Origin of the sequence: Acinetobacter schindleri, assembly GCF_010918895.1 — a bacterium.
Taxonomy (GTDB): domain Bacteria; phylum Pseudomonadota; class Gammaproteobacteria; order Pseudomonadales; family Moraxellaceae; genus Acinetobacter; species Acinetobacter schindleri.
Map to the genome: position 1 here is coordinate 1807538 of NZ_CP044483.1, position 16300 is coordinate 1823837.

12 protein-coding genes are annotated in these 16300 nt (G+C 39.3%); 2 read left to right on the top strand and 10 right to left on the bottom strand.

Annotation, left to right across the window (positions count from 1 at the left end; genetic code table 11):
• Positions 1-63: 63 nt before the first annotated feature.
• From FSC11_RS08695 to dusB, 3 genes are all read right to left on the bottom strand, one after another.
• A complete protein-coding gene (locus FSC11_RS08695; RefSeq protein WP_163166380.1) occupies positions 64-735 on the bottom strand; it encodes a glycine zipper domain-containing protein in 672 nt (223 codons plus the stop codon).
• Positions 736-1191: 456 nt separating this feature from the next.
• Positions 1192-1848, bottom strand: a complete 657-nt coding sequence (locus tag FSC11_RS08700; protein WP_163166382.1) for a hypothetical protein — start codon at positions 1846-1848, stop codon at positions 1192-1194.
• Between the two features lie 244 nt (positions 1849-2092).
• The gene (gene dusB, locus FSC11_RS08705) at positions 2093-3070 is read right to left on the bottom strand and encodes a tRNA dihydrouridine synthase DusB (RefSeq protein WP_264821051.1); all 978 of its coding nucleotides are present in this window, start codon (positions 3068-3070) and stop codon (positions 2093-2095) included.
• Between the two features lie 171 nt (positions 3071-3241).
• On the opposite strand from dusB, the gene FSC11_RS08710 reads away from it, so the two are divergent.
• Positions 3242-4843, top strand: coding sequence for a tyrosine-type recombinase/integrase (locus FSC11_RS08710; protein ID WP_163166385.1), 1602 nt, complete (start codon positions 3242-3244; stop codon positions 4841-4843).
• A gap of 43 nt (positions 4844-4886) precedes the next feature.
• The gene (locus FSC11_RS08715) at positions 4887-5789 is read left to right on the top strand and encodes a hypothetical protein (RefSeq protein ID WP_163166386.1); all 903 of its coding nucleotides are present in this window, start codon (positions 4887-4889) and stop codon (positions 5787-5789) included.
• A 52-nt stretch (positions 5790-5841) separates the two neighbouring features.
• On the opposite strand, the gene FSC11_RS08720 is transcribed toward FSC11_RS08715, so the two are convergent.
• The 7 genes from FSC11_RS08720 to FSC11_RS08755 all read right to left on the bottom strand — a co-directional run bounded on the left by FSC11_RS08720 (position 5842) and on the right by FSC11_RS08755 (position 16259).
• Positions 5842-6348: an efflux RND transporter periplasmic adaptor subunit gene (locus FSC11_RS08720; RefSeq protein WP_163166387.1), complete on the bottom strand. Its 507-nt coding sequence runs from the start codon at positions 6346-6348 to the stop codon at positions 5842-5844.
• Complete coding sequence (locus FSC11_RS08725; protein WP_163166388.1) at positions 6345-6893, bottom strand: glycoside hydrolase family protein; 549 nt, start codon at positions 6891-6893, stop codon at positions 6345-6347. The genes FSC11_RS08720 and FSC11_RS08725 overlap by 4 nt, the downstream gene beginning before the upstream one ends.
• A complete protein-coding gene (locus FSC11_RS08730; RefSeq protein ID WP_163166389.1) occupies positions 6877-7140 on the bottom strand; it encodes a phage holin family protein in 264 nt (87 codons plus the stop codon). Before FSC11_RS08730 ends, FSC11_RS08725 begins: the two co-directional genes overlap by 17 nt.
• Before the next feature lie 61 nt (positions 7141-7201).
• Positions 7202-10048 (bottom strand): phage tail protein, encoded by a 2847-nt coding sequence (locus FSC11_RS08735; RefSeq protein WP_227590970.1) that lies wholly within the window; start codon positions 10046-10048, stop codon positions 7202-7204.
• Positions 10049-10053: 5 nt separating this feature from the next.
• Entirely contained in the window at positions 10054-10476 is a 423-nt protein-coding gene (locus tag FSC11_RS08745; RefSeq protein WP_171521710.1) for an NlpC/P60 family protein, read from the bottom strand.
• 69 nt (positions 10477-10545) lie between these two features.
• Entirely contained in the window at positions 10546-12465 is a 1920-nt protein-coding gene (locus FSC11_RS08750; protein WP_227590971.1) for an acyltransferase family protein, read from the bottom strand.
• Positions 12466-12599: 134 nt separating this feature from the next.
• A complete protein-coding gene (locus FSC11_RS08755; RefSeq protein WP_163166390.1) occupies positions 12600-16259 on the bottom strand; it encodes a hypothetical protein in 3660 nt (1219 codons plus the stop codon).
• Between the last annotated feature and the right edge of the window lie 41 nt (positions 16260-16300).

Genomic DNA, 16300 nt, shown 5'->3' on the forward strand with positions numbered 1-16300 from the left:
TCTTCTCATTAAAATAAAAAAAACCTCTCAATATTGAGAGGTTTTTTTTATGAGTAATAGAAGTTAGCGAGTCGCACGATGCCATGCATCTTTCACTGCAAACTTGGCTTCTTCCCAATTGAGACGGGAGTCACCTTTAACCTGTTCCCATTTGGTACGCAAATCAGGCTCAGCTTCATTAAATTCTTTACCGTCATAATGCGCACGATTTTCATAACCGAGGCGATATGCGCCACGATAATCCCGATCATAGTCTAGATCACCATAGACATTACGGCTTTCACTATAATAAGGCGTCTGATGATGCTGTTCACGCCAGTAGTGATCATCGTCCTGTAAATTTTCTGAACCTGAAAGTGCAATACCTTCTGGTGTATCTAGCGTAGGTCGTGCTGATTCTGCCATTTCATTTCCAGCTAGACCACCTACTACTCCCCCAACAAGGCCGCCGACGACTGCGCCTGCAGGACCACCGACTGCTCCAATCGCCGCACCAGCTGCAGCGCCACCTAAGGTTCCAGCACTGGTAGCCACAGGATGATCACCTGCTTCATTCATATCGGGAACACGATGGCTTTCGGTATCTGGTAAATTTAAATCTGGGCGTGCACTGCCTGAAATGGTCGGGCTGCTTTTCAATGCTTCATCATCTCTTAATACATCAGTCCGTTCTTGAGACAAATCACGATGTGAAGCTGGGTTAATATCTGAAACTGGTCGATTGGTATTTGTCATTCTAAATCTCCCTTGATCTTTTATAGCCAAGATGGAAATCTCATCTTGTCTTTGATTTATTTATAATAGAGAAAATTCAGGTTAACACTGTCCAAGTCCTGTCCCGTTTCAGTGAATATATACTACGCTATGTACCTGTAGACTACGGATGTAACAGGCATGTCTAAATTGCATGAATAAACATCAAATAAGTATAGTTTTTATAACGAGGTAATTATAATTTTTCGAAATCCTCAATTTTGTATTTATTCATGAATAGTCGTTTTAAATACATTATCCACTTGCCCATTTTCAATGATGACTGTCAGATGCCTCGGATATAATAGACGTATTAAAAATAGCTAGTCTTAATCTGAAGGATTTAGACTACTGTAAAGCAAATAAAGGTTAGATTTGTATTTATAGAACAATAAAAAAACCTCTCCGAAGTAGAGAGGTTTTATCTAAAGATGTGGTTTAGCGAGTTGTGCGATCCCATGCATCTTTGACTGCATATTTAGCCTGTTCCCAGGTCAAACGAGATTCACCTTTGAATTGCTCCCATTTGCTTCGCAAGTCAGGTTCAGCTTCATTAAATTCTTTACCATTGTAATGTTCACGATTTTCATAACCGAGTTGGTAAGCCCCGCGATAATCACGATCATAGTCCAGATCCCCATGCACATTGCGGCTTTCACTATAATAGGGTCTGCTTTGATACTCTTCGCGCCAGTACTTGTCATGGTCTCCTAATAGACTCGAATTTTCAATACCATGGTCTGGATGATCTGGTGTTGAAATATCCTTACCTGCGATTCCGCCAAGTACGCCGCCAACAACTCCGCCAATCAAGGAGCCTCCTGGTCCACCCACCATACCAAGTGTTGCGCCAATGGCCGCTCCACCCACACTTCCGGCACCGGTTGCCAATGCCTGATCTCCAGTTTCAGCCTTTTTCTCATCTGGATCAAGGGTTCTTGTAGTATCTGCTGGATTTAAATTAGGATCAGTACCTTGTGCGATTGAAGGATCCATTTTCACAACTTCTTCATGTTTTATTGCGTTATTGTCCTCAACCAGATCGGTTTGAGTAGTTGGATTAATCTCTGAAACTGGACGATTAATATTTGTCATTCTGATTCTCCCTTGATTTTATTTAGACAAAATTGAAATTCATCTTGCACATGTCCTTTATCATAGAGAAAATTCAGGTTAATACTGTCCAAGTCCTGTCCGGTTTTAGTGAAGTTAGTACTTAACTCTGTACAGGTATTTCCATCATGTAAACGCCTGCTGTATTGCATAACATAGATATAAAAAAGGTACTGTTTAAACGACAGTACCTTAAGAAGGAATTCATTTCAGGTAATGCGGAAAATCAGGTTGTTTCCAGAAGATTCACCTGTTCGACCTGCACATCACTCATGATCTGACCATGCTCCAGCAGATTATTGAAGTAGGCTTCTACCACTTTATATTGATCTGCGGTACTTTCCACCTTATACATATTCTGACGAAACTCATTGCTGGAACGGAGACCTTTGGTATACCAAGCAATATGCTTACGGGAAATTCGGCAGCCAGAATATTCACCGTAAAATTCATACAGTTCAGCCAAGTGACCCAGTAAAACCTCTTTAACTTCGGCAATACTTGGTGCAGCCAGCTGTTCTCCAGTCTTTAAATAATGTGCGATTTCACGAAAAATCCATGGACGTCCCTGCGCTGCACGTCCAATCATCACCGCATCGGCACCGGTATAATCCAGTACATATTTGGCCTTTTCTGGACTGTCGATATCTCCGTTTGCAATCACGGGAATATTCAATATCTCCTTCACATCTTTAATCAGTGAATAGCGCGCTGTGTTTAAATACATATCTTCGCGGGTACGGCCATGTAATGCCAAGGCCGCAATACCGGCTTCTTCTGCCCGCTTGGCCACACGCATGATATTTTCCTGACCATTTAAATAACCCAGACGGGTTTTTAAAGTCACGGGGACATCAACTGCAGCAACAACGGCATCCAGAATACGTGCAACCAGATCTTCATCTTGCAGTAATGCCGAACCAGCCAGCTTGTTACAGACTTTTTTAGCTGGGCAACCCATATTAATATCAACAATTTGTGCGCCGTTCGCAACCTGATACCGTGCCGCTTCTGCCAGATCACGCGGATCTGAACCGGCAATTTGTGCAGAAATTGGTGCCAGTTCGCCATCGAAATTAGCACGGTACAAACTTTTCTTACTCATGCGCAGGGTTTTGTCTGAAGTCATCATTTCACTAACAGCATGACCTGCACCAAAATATTTGCATAGTGTACGGAACGGACGGTCTGTCACGCCTGCCATGGGAGCCACCCAAAGTTTCTTATCTATTGATCTTCCAAACAATTCTTCAATTACATTGTTTTTACTCAAAATCTTTAACCTCGTTTAACTTCGTTTAGTCGCTCCGTATTGACTTCTTAGGCACTTTAGTTGCACCCTACTTGCACCACAACATTTTTATGGTGCAAATTCATGGGTACGGTCACTAAGCGACAAACAAAAGACGGTACAACTCGGTATAGAGCTCAGGTCCGTGTACAACGTCAAGGCTATCCTGAATTCAAGCAATCCAAGACTTTCAGCAAGAAATCACTAGCTGAGGATTGGATTAAACGCACAGAAGCAGAAATTGAATTGCACCCTGAAAAAATGTTGAACCCTGAGGTGCAACTTAAGCACAAAACTCTGAGAGAATTCATCAATCAGTATTTAGATGAAGCGGACAGCTTTGCTCGAACTAAAACAGCAGCTCTACAGCATATCGCTAGTTTAGATATTTCTGAAAAGAATATCTATTCCTTAACACGACAAGACTTTTCCGATTACGCAATTATGCGCCGTAGAGGTGATCCAGTTAAAGGTACCGACGGCGTTGCACCAGCCACAGTGTTAAAGGACCTTAGTCATATTAAAGCTGTGATCGTGCATGCTGAATTTGTTTGGGGTGAGCCTTTAGAAAATGTCTTAGTCGAGTTTGAAAAAGCCATGATCGGTTTGCAAAAGTCTCGTATCGTGACCAGATCCAAACAGCGTGATCGTTTGCCTACGGCTGAAGAACTTCAAATGCTGACCAACTATTTCTATAAAAGTTGGAAGCGTGTCAAAAACTCTACCCCCATGCACCTGATCATGTGGTTTGCTGTATACACCGCACGCCGCGAAGATGAATTGTGCTCATTGCGTCTGGATGACTTTGACGACCTGAATAGCCAATGGCTCGTGCGAGATGCTAAGAATCCAAACGGATCTTTGGGCAATCATAAATATGCTCACATGGAACCAAGGGCCATCCATATGATTGATGAGTTCATGAAGCCAGATGTCCGTGAACGTATGCTTGCCTTAGGTTATGACAAAAACATTTTAATACCGGTGAATACTGCAACTGTTTCGACTTACTTCACCCGGGCGTGTAATGCATGCGGTATCACTGACTTAAGATTCCATGACTTGCGCCATGAAGCTGCTACTCGCTATGCAGAAGATGGTTTTACCATTCCTCAGTTACAGACCATTACTCTGCATGAGTCTTGGAATACCTTAAAGCGGTACGTGAACCTAAAAAAACGTGGTACACGATTGGAGTTTGAGGAAGCGATCCGTGTTGCTGAAGAAAACTATAATAGTTATTACAAGGAATGGAGTAAGAAACAACGCTACATGGCATTGGTTGATAAAAACGATGCTTTTGAAGATGACGGCGTAATTAATGTTGATTTTGATTTCATTAAAAAGCATTTGGATGTATTCATTGAGATTCACCAGAACAATAAATATTTTAAACGCCTGCATGTGAATAAGCTGAATAGCAACAATCCATTTGCTTGGGATAATGAAAATAATCGTTTTGTGGCTGATGATATCCAATTAGCTTGGGAAGATTGGTTTATTGAGAATGGAAAAGTAGACTGGAATGAACTGCCCGAAGGAAGTACGCATTTTGCGGTTAAAGACCTCACGATTGTGAAGAAATTAAAGACACGTACATATTTATGGGATAATTCTATTCAAGGTTGGATGGATAGCTTTGGGCAGTATTCTATTAATGAAAAGCAGACCTTAAAAAGGTTTTAAAAAATTGATCTCAACCATTATATAACTGGAATCAACCTAACTTATGAAGAACTTAAATAAACTTGCGGAAAGAAAAAAGGTTCAGGATGTTTTATTTAAAATTTATAATAATACATTTTCATCATTAGATATTGATTTTCTTTTAATAAAATTAAGAGAACATTCTAAATACGGAAGTATTTTTCAGGAAATTGCACATTTTGCTGCTCACAATGAATACCGTGATAAGGGCCAAACATTTTTCCATATGAATGGTTTTTTTAGCAGTATTATATTTCTTATTAAGCACTGTTTAGATCAGAAAGATCCTTTAGATTTTAATAAACCTATACCAGCCTATGTTATTAATAAAATAAAATTCAATGCAACCTTGGAAAAGGATCATTTTAATAATAAATTTAAATGCTCATATACGCAATTTGAAAGTAAATTTAATAATGCATTTCAAAAGATTAAAGGTACAGATACATATAAATTAAAAGGAACTTTAAAAGGCACCTTAAAAGCCATTGTAGATCATATGCTTTTGATGCTAATGGTTGAGCCTGCATTCACAGGGGATCAAATAATAAATGAGATGATGTCTACTTTAAGAGAAAATAAATTTGAGGTAGATGACGCTCTTTTTATGGAAAGATCAAGTAAAATAATTCTCTGTGTTTTACTATTAATGAATGGAACTGAGTATCGAATAGATGAAAATTTTAATTCTTTTTCTTTTATAAAAATTTTAAAGGAAAATGATCAAGATTATATTCAGTTAGCCTCGCATATAACATATCTTTACAACAATAAAGATATGACTTTTATATTCCCTTTAATATCAACAACTATTAAACCTTCTGAATATTTATCAAATCATCTTTTATTAACCGACTTAAATACCTTAAATCCTCATAATTTATTTATAAATAATGATGGAAAGTTAGATCTGATAGGCAGATAGATTTTTATAAAAATCCATAAAAAGTCCCTCTATTTTATAGAGGGACTTTTTATTATGGCCATGCGTCACTTAATTGTTTTGCATCAGCTGCGTGTTCATCAGCTCGTTGCGCCACTGTTCGATATTCATTGACGCATTTTTCGAGTACGACACCGCTGGCACTGGCGTACTCAATGATGGTTTCTCGGGTAGCTGTGGACATACGACTTGAGGCAGTATCGATTTGCTTTGACAGCCGATCAATAGCGGACTTAGCGCTATTGCTATCAGCAATAATTTGTTTGATATCTTCACGATGTTGAATCTCCGCTTTGAATAGCTTTTCAGACCATTGTTTTTCTTTGGCGATTGCTTCAGCTTTCGCTTTTTCGGTTAATGCCTCAGCCTTGGCCAGATCAGTTTGATATTTTGAGTCAAGTAGTGCGTAGTCATCTTGCCAGCTGGAAACTCGCCATGTCTGAATTCCAAAGCCAATGAGCGCAAGTAATAAAAAAGCCGCCAATGCAATGATGACGGCTTCATAAAACTTTGTGATAAATCCTGTTATTATTTCTTTCATTGTGCCCCCATACATTTACTATGACGTTCAAGTTGTCGAGTCCAAACGCCATAACAGTTATTTGAACGAATCGAACAGTCACGCTTTGCAACGTATTTCCATTTGAGTAATGAATCACAGGCAGCTTTATATTTTTTGGCTTTAAGGTTGCGCAACATCGATGAGCTGGACCAGTTTGCGGTACCATATTGATATGTGAAATCTAAATATAGATCGTATTCATCCTGTGAAATTGGTACGTTCAAAATGGTTTTATTGAACCGTTGCGCATCTTTATCCATGTGAAGCTTCAAATATTGAAGCGCGGTCTTACGATCAATCGCAGGATCTGTCATCTTGACTCGCACACCGTTTGGATAGACAGTGGTACCGTGGCCAATTGTTGGCACATCCCCTTTCACTGGAATAACGGGTTTTGCTGTATACCCTTCTTTTTGTGCTGTCGCTTGAACTTGCTGTTCACTAGGACCAGTTATAAAAATGCCGCTTAATAAAGCGGCAGCAACTGTTGAACCAGCGACAAATAATTTAGTCTTGTTTTGCATCACATTGCCCTCGCAATTTTGCAATTTTCAGTTCATGTTCTTCTTGTTCACGTTGATCTTTACGTTTTTGAAATTGCTTATTTGATAAGTAATTTGCAAAACTGATTCCAAGACCAGCTAAACCAATCAAAACACCAATCAAAAAACCCCAGTCCCAAGTCGCAAGCCAGGAAATAATTGTGATGCCTGTGCCTGCTGTCGTCGCTACAGGCCCTGAAGCATCCACCATTTGTGTCGCATTCGACATTGTGCCCCCTATTTTTTTGGCAATAAAAAAGCACCCGAAGGTGCCCTGATTTTGGTTTGTATTATCCATCAGCCGTGACTTGAGTAAGCTCTGCTGAGTAGTTCCATGACGTCTGTTTCCACACGTCACGTGCAGCCACACGAATATAGTAAATTGTGGTCGAACTTAGACCGGTGATCATGCAAGCATTCTCGGTACCAGTCCAACGTGCAGCAGTCGTTTCAGGATCAAATCCTTGTGTCGTACTAATCCAGACTTGATAGTCTTTTAAGTCTGGTACTTCACTTGGAATCCACGTCACTGTGATTGATGTCTCTGCCGCCGAGGTATAAACACTGGTCAAAGCAGGTGGCGCTGCATTGCTGATATTTAACTCACTAAAGCCACTAATAAGCGAACCATTCTTACTTGCAACGCGAACTGTGTAGGCACGTTGAATGCCGTCAATCTTCGCCTCTTCCATGCTGTATGAATAGTCTGTATTCGTGGTTTGAACTTCACGCAGTAATACACCACCTGAACGGATTTGAACCACATATCCAGTTGCACCAGCTGTCGCTTGCCACTGAACCTTAAAGCTAGTACTCACGAAAGCAGATTGAAGAGATAAACCTTTCACGGATGGCGGTGTACCACCCGTTACGGTGTAATCGTAAGCTGCTACTTCATCCAGAGTTTCTTCTTTTTGTTCTAATCCATTGAAACTCGTAAACTTCAGATAAATCTGCTTACCAATCATGTTTGGATTAAATTCATACTCAAAGATCGCACGATCGATACGAACAAAAGGTTCACCAGCGTTATGCGCTATAGCTTGGCCATAGCGACCACGCAATGCACTACTTAATGTATATAAACCCGAACCATCAAGGTTGGCATTCACATAACTAAAGAACTCTTCACCGACTCGGCAAAGTGTTGCATCCACTTGTGCCTCTTCCAATGTTCCGCTGAATAACTGACTAGAGGTATTCAGTTGAACTTGCATTGAAGATGCGCTAGCATTGATTGCAGATACCAAAGTACCGTAACGCGCTGATCCATAGATCGTACCTATGGCTTCATAAGTCTCGTTGTCTAAACTTACCCATACGGTACAACCGCCCCAATTCAAGCCACCAGATGCCGCAATCCAAAGCTGATTTTTACCCCCAGTGAGGTCAAGCGGTGGTTCAAAAATGACAGGTGCATTCACATTACCTGGTTCTTCATTACCACCCTGATAACCATTCGAAGATTGAAGATCGTACTCAACTGCGGAGCGTGAACCGACTGCCAGCTCTTCAGCTGTAATCGTCAGCAATCCGTCTTCATCTTCCTCTACACGTGTAATACGTACAGGGAATTGATCCAGACCAAGTGATTCATCAGTAATGGTCACAATGTCCATGGGTTCAAGCAAACAGTATTTCCAACCAAGCTGGAACTCATATTCATTACGAACATACAAACGGCGCTGTAACAGCAACTGAGCTGCATGACGTGCGATATTAGGCTCACAGAAAAAGTCATACTTGACTGGATCCTGAGTGCGTAGACCAAACATTTCGATATTTGCTTGGTCTTTCGCTTCTACTGTCTCAACATTGTACTGATTAAAGCGGTTGGCATATTCGATCTGTACATGATTAAACGCATCAGTATCACGACTACGGCGCACCAGTACCGGTTCATCCCGACTCATAAAATCATCATCGGTTAAGTGATAAACCGGTGTTAAATTGGGTACATAGGTTGAACCATTACCAGTGACTGCACTATCACCAAAAGAACGGATCTTTAAGCCTTCTGGACTTGGTACCACGGCGCAATTTACAGCTTCCACGATCTCTGCAATGGTTTCATGTGCTGGGCGTTGTTCAGTAAAAACTGGACTAATCAATAAGCCTGTCGCAGCACAATAATCACGAAACTCAGTCAAATTGACCATATCTAGGTTAGGTGCAGCACCATAACGTGGATTGGTCACGTAGTCTTCAATCACATCTGCTGGATTTGCATCAGGCTTTGATCCTGAATAGCTTGAATAGCTGGTTGCAACTTCACCCTTTTCAAACTGAATGTTTGAATAATCCATACTGCTCGATTGATACAGATCAAATACGACATATTTGGCACCTGCAGGCACAGTAATCGTCAGAGGCATTGATGAATTGGTTGCCAATGTACTCGAGATAACAGCCGAATCCTGCGCATCACTAAAAAACGCATAGTAATAACGTGTTCGACGTCCACTCAGCGTGTATTTTTTACCTGGTATAACTGGCAGAAAGTTTGTACACCCATGACCGGTATATGAAATCACACCGTTGGCTGCAACAGTTTTGTTGTGGCGCACCGCATCACTTTTGAACAGGTTTTTAGATTGAAACGTAATATCGCTGATTACTTCAAAATTGTGATTCGATAATGCTGCGCTGGCTCCCAACTCATAATTAGCACATGCAACATATCCTAAATAAGGATAATGCAATGCCTGATTTGGATGCTTAGAGACTAAATAACCCCATACAGGATTATAGTCGCCATCGAACAATTCAAAGCCCAGCTGATCAATCGGCTTGATCTGAATACCATTAATTGCTTTTGTGACGATCTGCTCTTTGTCACGCCAGATCGTGCCAATATCTCGAATCTTGTTTTCACAAAGTCCAAGCATCATTGAAGCACTGTATGTGTAAGTAGTAGTTTTTGTTTTAACTGACCCACCACCTTTACCACCTGATTTTTTTGTTGTGGTATGCGCCGTTGCCAGGAAGTCACCATACCAGAACATATTAGCAGCTACACGATTTTTACCATATACCAAAGGCTGACAAAGACCGTACGCTGACTGTTGAATCCGCATCGAGTTAATACGTTTGTCTGTAACACTGACCGTGCTACTACCCCCAAAAACTCCACCCATAGTGTTTACTCTTTTAGTCGCTTCATACGAAAAAACCCGGCAATTCGCCGGGCTAAACTTCCTTTTGTGCCATCCTGCAGGATGACGCCGTGGTTGATATAAGAGTGAATGATTGTTGGCCACTCTATGACAATTGCGCCATGACTGATGCATTTTCCAAAATGATAAAGAACAATGTCACCAGGCTGTGGATCATCAACTTCAAAGCACACTGATTTGACGTGCTCTAAATATTTTTGCCCCATTTGATGAAGATGCCAATCGGGAGGATATGGACGTGGATCTAAGTGATCCATTAAGCCCACTTTCTCGTAGACTTCACAAATCAAAGTTCCACAATCTACACCTACACCTTTGACACGACCTTGGTGATGGTATGGTGTGCCAAGCCAAGTCATCGCTTCTGCAACAGCTTTGAGGTTTTTCATAATTGATCCAATAAAAAACCCCAATCTAATTAAAGATCAGGGTTGGTGGTGGTTTTGGTTTGTAGGGTGTTATTTAAATTGATTACTCAGGTATTGAAACTTAGGAGTCATCTCAAAATAACTAGCAGAAGCTTTTGACCCTAGAATGCTTATATGCACCCCATCTAAACTATACGGATACCCTGCTTCTGTTAGATGTGTTTTAGAGTACAAATCTGCTCTTTCTAAAAAAATGACATTAGAGTATTTACTAGCCATTTTTTTTACTATCTCATTTGCCTCTGCAGACCTAAGATCATAATCATCATCACTCTCTAATTTAAAATCATTTCCAAGCCAGATAGCTTTTTTGTAGTCTTTAGCTATATTTTTATTAAAAGAATAAGGTGAAGGCATAATAATAATCGGGATACTTAACTTATTAGCCTGAACCAGCAGATTCTCGAAACTATTTAATTGATTTCTATCTATTACATTTTTCCAAAATCCAGCAAAAATCAAATAATCATACTTTTGTAGATTTTCTGACAAAAATTTTCTATTGATCCTGCATTGCTCAAAAGCTCTTAAAGCCATTAGGTCTGGAAAATCATCACTTATGGATGGATAACACCAGTTTGTACTCACCGCATGTACTTGGGTATTGAGCTTTTTGCCTACCTCATCCCAAAATGGAATATTATGACCGGCAAATGAATCACCAAAAAGCAAAGCCTTATTATTACTATTTTTAATTTCCCCTACTTTACAATTCAATCCAGAATCACCTATTTGCAAGGAATTAATATTACTTACATCATAAAAACACCATCCATTATTTGGAGAAGGCATAGCCAGCTCTTTTGTTTCTTCTAAATAACTATAACTTGCTCTTTGTGGGATTCCATTTTTAAGGAATATCAATGCGAAGATAGAACTTAGAATTAATGTAATCGATATCAGAATAAAGGCACTTTTTAATAATGAAGTTTTATTCAAATATATCCGTGAGGGTGTTTCTATGAATCTATAACCCAACCAACCTAAAATTAAGGAAAGTAAGATAGCTATAATAATCATTAAATTATCATTTTGATATCCTAAATACCCTAAAAAAAACACTATTGGCCAATGCCACAAATAAATTGAGTATGATGCATCACCAGTCAACTGAAATATCTTGGGTTTTGTTAAGAAAGAATTTTGATTATTTGCCACTAGTATCAGCATCGAGCCAAAAACTGGCAATAGAGCATTTACGCTCGGCCATAATGTAGTTTTTTCAAAAATAATAAGGCTTGTGATGATTAGTCCAAAACCTAAAATTTCAATACTTTTTCTTAAGAAATTAGATAGTGCAATTTGGCTAAAATAGGCATATACCAAACCACCGGAAAGCATCTCCCAAGCACGAGTTGGAATCATATAAAATGCCGTACTTTGGCTAGACTGACTAATTTTGTACGACAGAAAAATAGAAATAAAAAATCCAATTACAATCGCACTATTTAAAATTGTACGATTTTTCTTAATCTTTCCAATTATTAGTAAAACTATCGGAAGTATTATATAAAACTGCCACTCCACAGAAAGAGACCAAGTGTGGAGTAGTATTTTTTCATGTGCAGCTGTAGAGAAATAATCACTAGACTCCCTTAAATATGCAATGTTTGATAAAAAAGTAATACTGGAAGCTGCATGTTTTCCGTAGGTTTTATAATCCTCAGGTATTAGTAAGAACCAACCAGCAATCGCAATTACTGTTGTTAAAGCTAAAAGAGCTGGCAAAATTCTTATGCCGCGTGCTAAATAGAATTTCCATATTGAGAATCTATCTTGCATCAACTGATCGATTATAATCTTTGTCATCAGATAGCCCGAGATAACAAAGAATACATCTACCCCGATAAAACCAGAAGAAAATCCTGGAATTTGAAAATGGAAAAGAACCACCAAAGCAACGGCATAGGCTCTTAAACCGTTAATATCGTATCTAAATTTTGATTGCATTATAAATTGATGTGTTTAACTGTAAAAAATTCACAGTAGTATATTGCTTAACCGTCTAATTTAGGTGAAAGATATATAAACTTTATTTCATTAATGGGATACAGCATACCTGAAAGGCTGTATCCCATTAAACATTAATTCAATACAGAATTTGGCAGAGTTGCCGCAACCCCTTTAAATTCTAAGCTCCCTCCATTTCTAGCGTTTAAATGAGCAACAACATAGATTTCATCATCGTAAGTTACATCTAGAGCATTAGTAACTTCAATTAATGATCTAGCACAGGGTACTAAATTGAACTTCACAGATTTTGTTGCCTGACTAATTGACGCAATGATAACGTCTACATACGCATCTTCTACAGCAGTCGTGGCTCGCACTTCCATATCCGCAAGGCTGCTAAATTCTGTCACCAACGTAACCGGTAGTTTGACATAATGGTAAAGTCTCTCAGGGTTCACTGAGTTGTATGGGACTTGCGGTTTATATGGATGGGGTATAGATGTATGGACCTGTAAGCTATAGGCCATTTTTACTTTACCATCGTGCCCAACAGTTAAAGTTGGCTTATATAAATCACTGCTCATCCCTTGCCAAAAAAATCTTTGCGGTAGAACTGTAAAATTGACCCCGTCGGTTGACGTTGCTAAATAACCGTTGAACACACAATAAAATTTCCCGTTGTTATAGTGCATCCCAAAGTGCCATAAGACACCGCCAAAATTATTAGTCTTAGATAATATTTCAGGACTATCCCAGTTGAAAACATAAGGGTTACTTCCTCTGTAACGAACCGTTGATAGGGAGTATCCAGAAGTTGGTACAGAATTTAAATTGGTACGTACATACATATACCACTCTGAATCACTAACTTTGACAATTTGCGGCGCGTATGCTCGACTAGAACCTGCCCCACCAGACCCATAATAATATTTAATATGATTACGAATGCCGTTGGTCTTAGTAAATAACAACTTTGAGTTGGCTTCGTTATATGGCATTGTTGAACCATCTTCCCTCACGATTTCCCAATCTTTTCCGTTATTAGTACGCAAACATATAATATATTTGTGATCTCTGGTCGATGACCCCAATCCAAAGTTATACAACACATACATATTCACATAACCATTATGATATGAAATAGCCGGGTCATGTGCTAAATAAGTGCTAGTTACATCGCTAACCTCTGTAACAGTCTCTTTAGCAAATTCAAACGATCCTGAAATAGGTATCGGCATGAAACCAGTTTTATGATTAGAGTTCCAGTAAACTTCAGGTAATTTAAAAGCAATGCCGCCTGATTCGAGTTCAGTAAATCCGCGCACACGCATCCATTCGATACCATCGTTGCTTACAAACACTTCAGGGTCTTCAAACTGCTCATTAGCGTTAGGCCATACTGAATTAATCATCCAATATTTATATCCACCGACAGGCTGACTGCAATAACAAATGTCGGGATGGATATATTGAGAACTTAATGTTTTACCCATAACATCCGTATTTTGTTGGGCAATCGGTGCAATGGCTAAGTTATAGTCAACTGAACTTGGCGCTCTCAATAAAGAAATTTTGGGATTGTTCGGATAATTTGATTTAGAGTCAACATAAATATTTGCTTTACCTGCAAATCCTGCGGTTTTAGAAGCAATCATTGCCATCTGTTGATATTCTTCACCCTTAGAACCAACAACATTTTGAGACACCACACCGTTTAGCATGCTCATAGTCACCGCAACAGGCTTAGGGTCCGGTTGACTTTGATTAGATACAGTCTTAGCAACGCCGACTTGTTGAAATTGTGTAAACTGAACACCATTATTCACACCTTTGATTTTTTCAGATTTGGTAATAACCTTCGGATGTATTTCGCCGTTCTCAAATAAAAAATCTATATTCCCATTTGGTATATATGTTGAATCTATTGTAACCCTTAGTTTGAAATAGTCCGCAATCCTAGTGCTTACCCACTCTATATCCACCAGTCCATCCTCATTTGGTTGAACTATGATATTCGTTCCTAAATCGGGACTAACCATTACACCTTTTTCATTCTCGAAAGTTACCTGAATATACACCCCACCCGTTGAAGCTTGCTTACCAATACGGGTTATTGAAAAACGTCTGTAAGAACCATCGGGTTTGCGTAAATCCTGCTTCCCTTTTTGGAACTCAACCTTTTTAACGAAATGAGCAATGTGAAGCCCATTACTAGCTTTGGCGGTTTCTTTGAAGTAAGGGCTAATTAACTGATCACCAGTGGGGGTTTTATCTATGATAAGACTTTGGTGCTCCCCATATTTGAAATTCTCAAACCCGTCATGATTTTTTAAATTTGTCACAATAGGTTTGGAATTATCAGGGAAATAAGTTAAATATTTCTTTGCAATGTCCCAGTTGCCGGCACCGTTTGTCACTTGTGTTGATGTGTTATATGCTTCTAAAGTAATGCCGATATATTTAGCATCAGCGGGTATAGTACGCGATACAACGTTTACAAAACCACCGACATACGTACCAGAGATTGTTTCACCTACCGCGTTCAAAAAACCGAAACCAAGGTTTGTAAAAGGCTGTAATTGAGATACGACCGATAGCTTGTTTTCAACCCCGTCTGTATAGGTTCGGTGAATTGGTATAATCGCAGACCTGTTTAGCGGATGTTCTGAAGAAAGCACTCCAGACCCGCCAATTGTAAAACCCTCATAAAGCATACGATCGTCCACATGGTTGATTTTACCCTCAGCGATTGTGTTTGTTGGTCTTAACCATAGACGTTGTATGTTCCAATTCGATATTTTATCGTTAATGAAAGTAAGTTTTTCTACTTCATTATATGTGATAGTTAGATTTTGCTTGCGAAGTTTCACCGGAACAGCCGCTATCGCCTCGGCTCTAGTCAGATTGTAGTTATTCAAGAAAGCAGACGAATCAAACTCGCTCAATGGGTCGATTACATATTCCTTTATGTTTTCAGTTGTAAACGCGTTTGATTTCGCTATAGCTAATTCCTCACTGGCTAATAATGAATCAGCGATTTTGCTGACAATTTCTTCACCTGGGATATAACTAGATGAGAAGCTGCCCGCATGCACAGCCCAGTTAATCGTATCTGAAACATACCTAGTATTTAAAATTAAATACTTAGCGCCCATTGGAACTGTCGTTTTTCTATATGAAATGCCCGTTAACACATCGATCTCGGGCGTTACTATCGATTCAATTCTTGCTTGAACTCTGTTAGTGTTTGGATTATCCGCATAAAAGGCGAAGGTATAATTTTTAGTGGGTACGTTGAAATCTTGCTTATCGTTCATTATAAACAAGACAATGCCCTCGCGCACAGGGATTACTACTGAGTCATAATTTACTGAACTAGACAAGGCATAAATAGCATTGATACCTAAATTAACATATCTCGCCGATTTATCCCCAATTTTATTGCCATTAACATATTCATAAGAGTAATTAGTCCGATTATCAGTATACTCTTTAGCTTGTGTTAATGGATCATAATTACTCTTTGTTAGTGTTGCTGCGCCAGACGTAGCCTTGTAATACTCACCACCATTTTCAGCACTCATTACTTTTACAGATACGCCCATTGGAATATTGGCAATATCAGCATTAGCAGCAGCAAGCGTTGCATAAGACTTATAGTAACCATTTCCAATCGCAGCTTGGCGCTTATCCAATTCATCAGTAAAACCAAGCAGTTTTTCCATCGCCTGCTGAAATTTACGTTGAGTAATATTTGTACCAATAAACTCTAATATATTTGGTAAAGGCATTTTCCCACCCCATAAAAAAACCCAGCTATTGCTGGGTATGG

Excerpts from the sequence above, each read along its gene's own strand:
- FSC11_RS08695 (WP_163166380.1), bottom strand. The coding sequence starts at position 735 with ATGACAAATACCAATCGACCAGTTTCAGATATTAACCCAGCTTCACAT.
- FSC11_RS08700 (WP_163166382.1), bottom strand. The coding sequence starts at position 1,848 with ATGACAAATATTAATCGTCCAGTTTCAGAGATTAATCCAACTACTCAA.
- dusB (WP_264821051.1), bottom strand. The coding sequence starts at position 3,070 with ATGGCAGGCGTGACAGACCGTCCGTTCCGTACACTATGCAAATATTTT.
- FSC11_RS08710 (WP_163166385.1), top strand. The coding sequence starts at position 3,242 with ATGGGTACGGTCACTAAGCGACAAACAAAAGACGGTACAACTCGGTAT.
- FSC11_RS08715 (WP_163166386.1), top strand. The coding sequence starts at position 4,887 with ATGAAGAACTTAAATAAACTTGCGGAAAGAAAAAAGGTTCAGGATGTT.
- FSC11_RS08720 (WP_163166387.1), bottom strand. The coding sequence starts at position 6,348 with ATGAAAGAAATAATAACAGGATTTATCACAAAGTTTTATGAAGCCGTC.
- FSC11_RS08725 (WP_163166388.1), bottom strand. The coding sequence starts at position 6,893 with ATGCAAAACAAGACTAAATTATTTGTCGCTGGTTCAACAGTTGCTGCC.
- FSC11_RS08730 (WP_163166389.1), bottom strand. The coding sequence starts at position 7,140 with ATGTCGAATGCGACACAAATGGTGGATGCTTCAGGGCCTGTAGCGACG.
- FSC11_RS08735 (WP_227590970.1), bottom strand. The coding sequence starts at position 10,048 with ATGGGTGGAGTTTTTGGGGGTAGTAGCACGGTCAGTGTTACAGACAAA.
- FSC11_RS08745 (WP_171521710.1), bottom strand. The coding sequence starts at position 10,476 with ATGAAAAACCTCAAAGCTGTTGCAGAAGCGATGACTTGGCTTGGCACA.
- FSC11_RS08750 (WP_227590971.1), bottom strand. The coding sequence starts at position 12,465 with ATGCAATCAAAATTTAGATACGATATTAACGGTTTAAGAGCCTATGCC.
- FSC11_RS08755 (WP_163166390.1), bottom strand. The coding sequence starts at position 16,259 with ATGCCTTTACCAAATATATTAGAGTTTATTGGTACAAATATTACTCAA.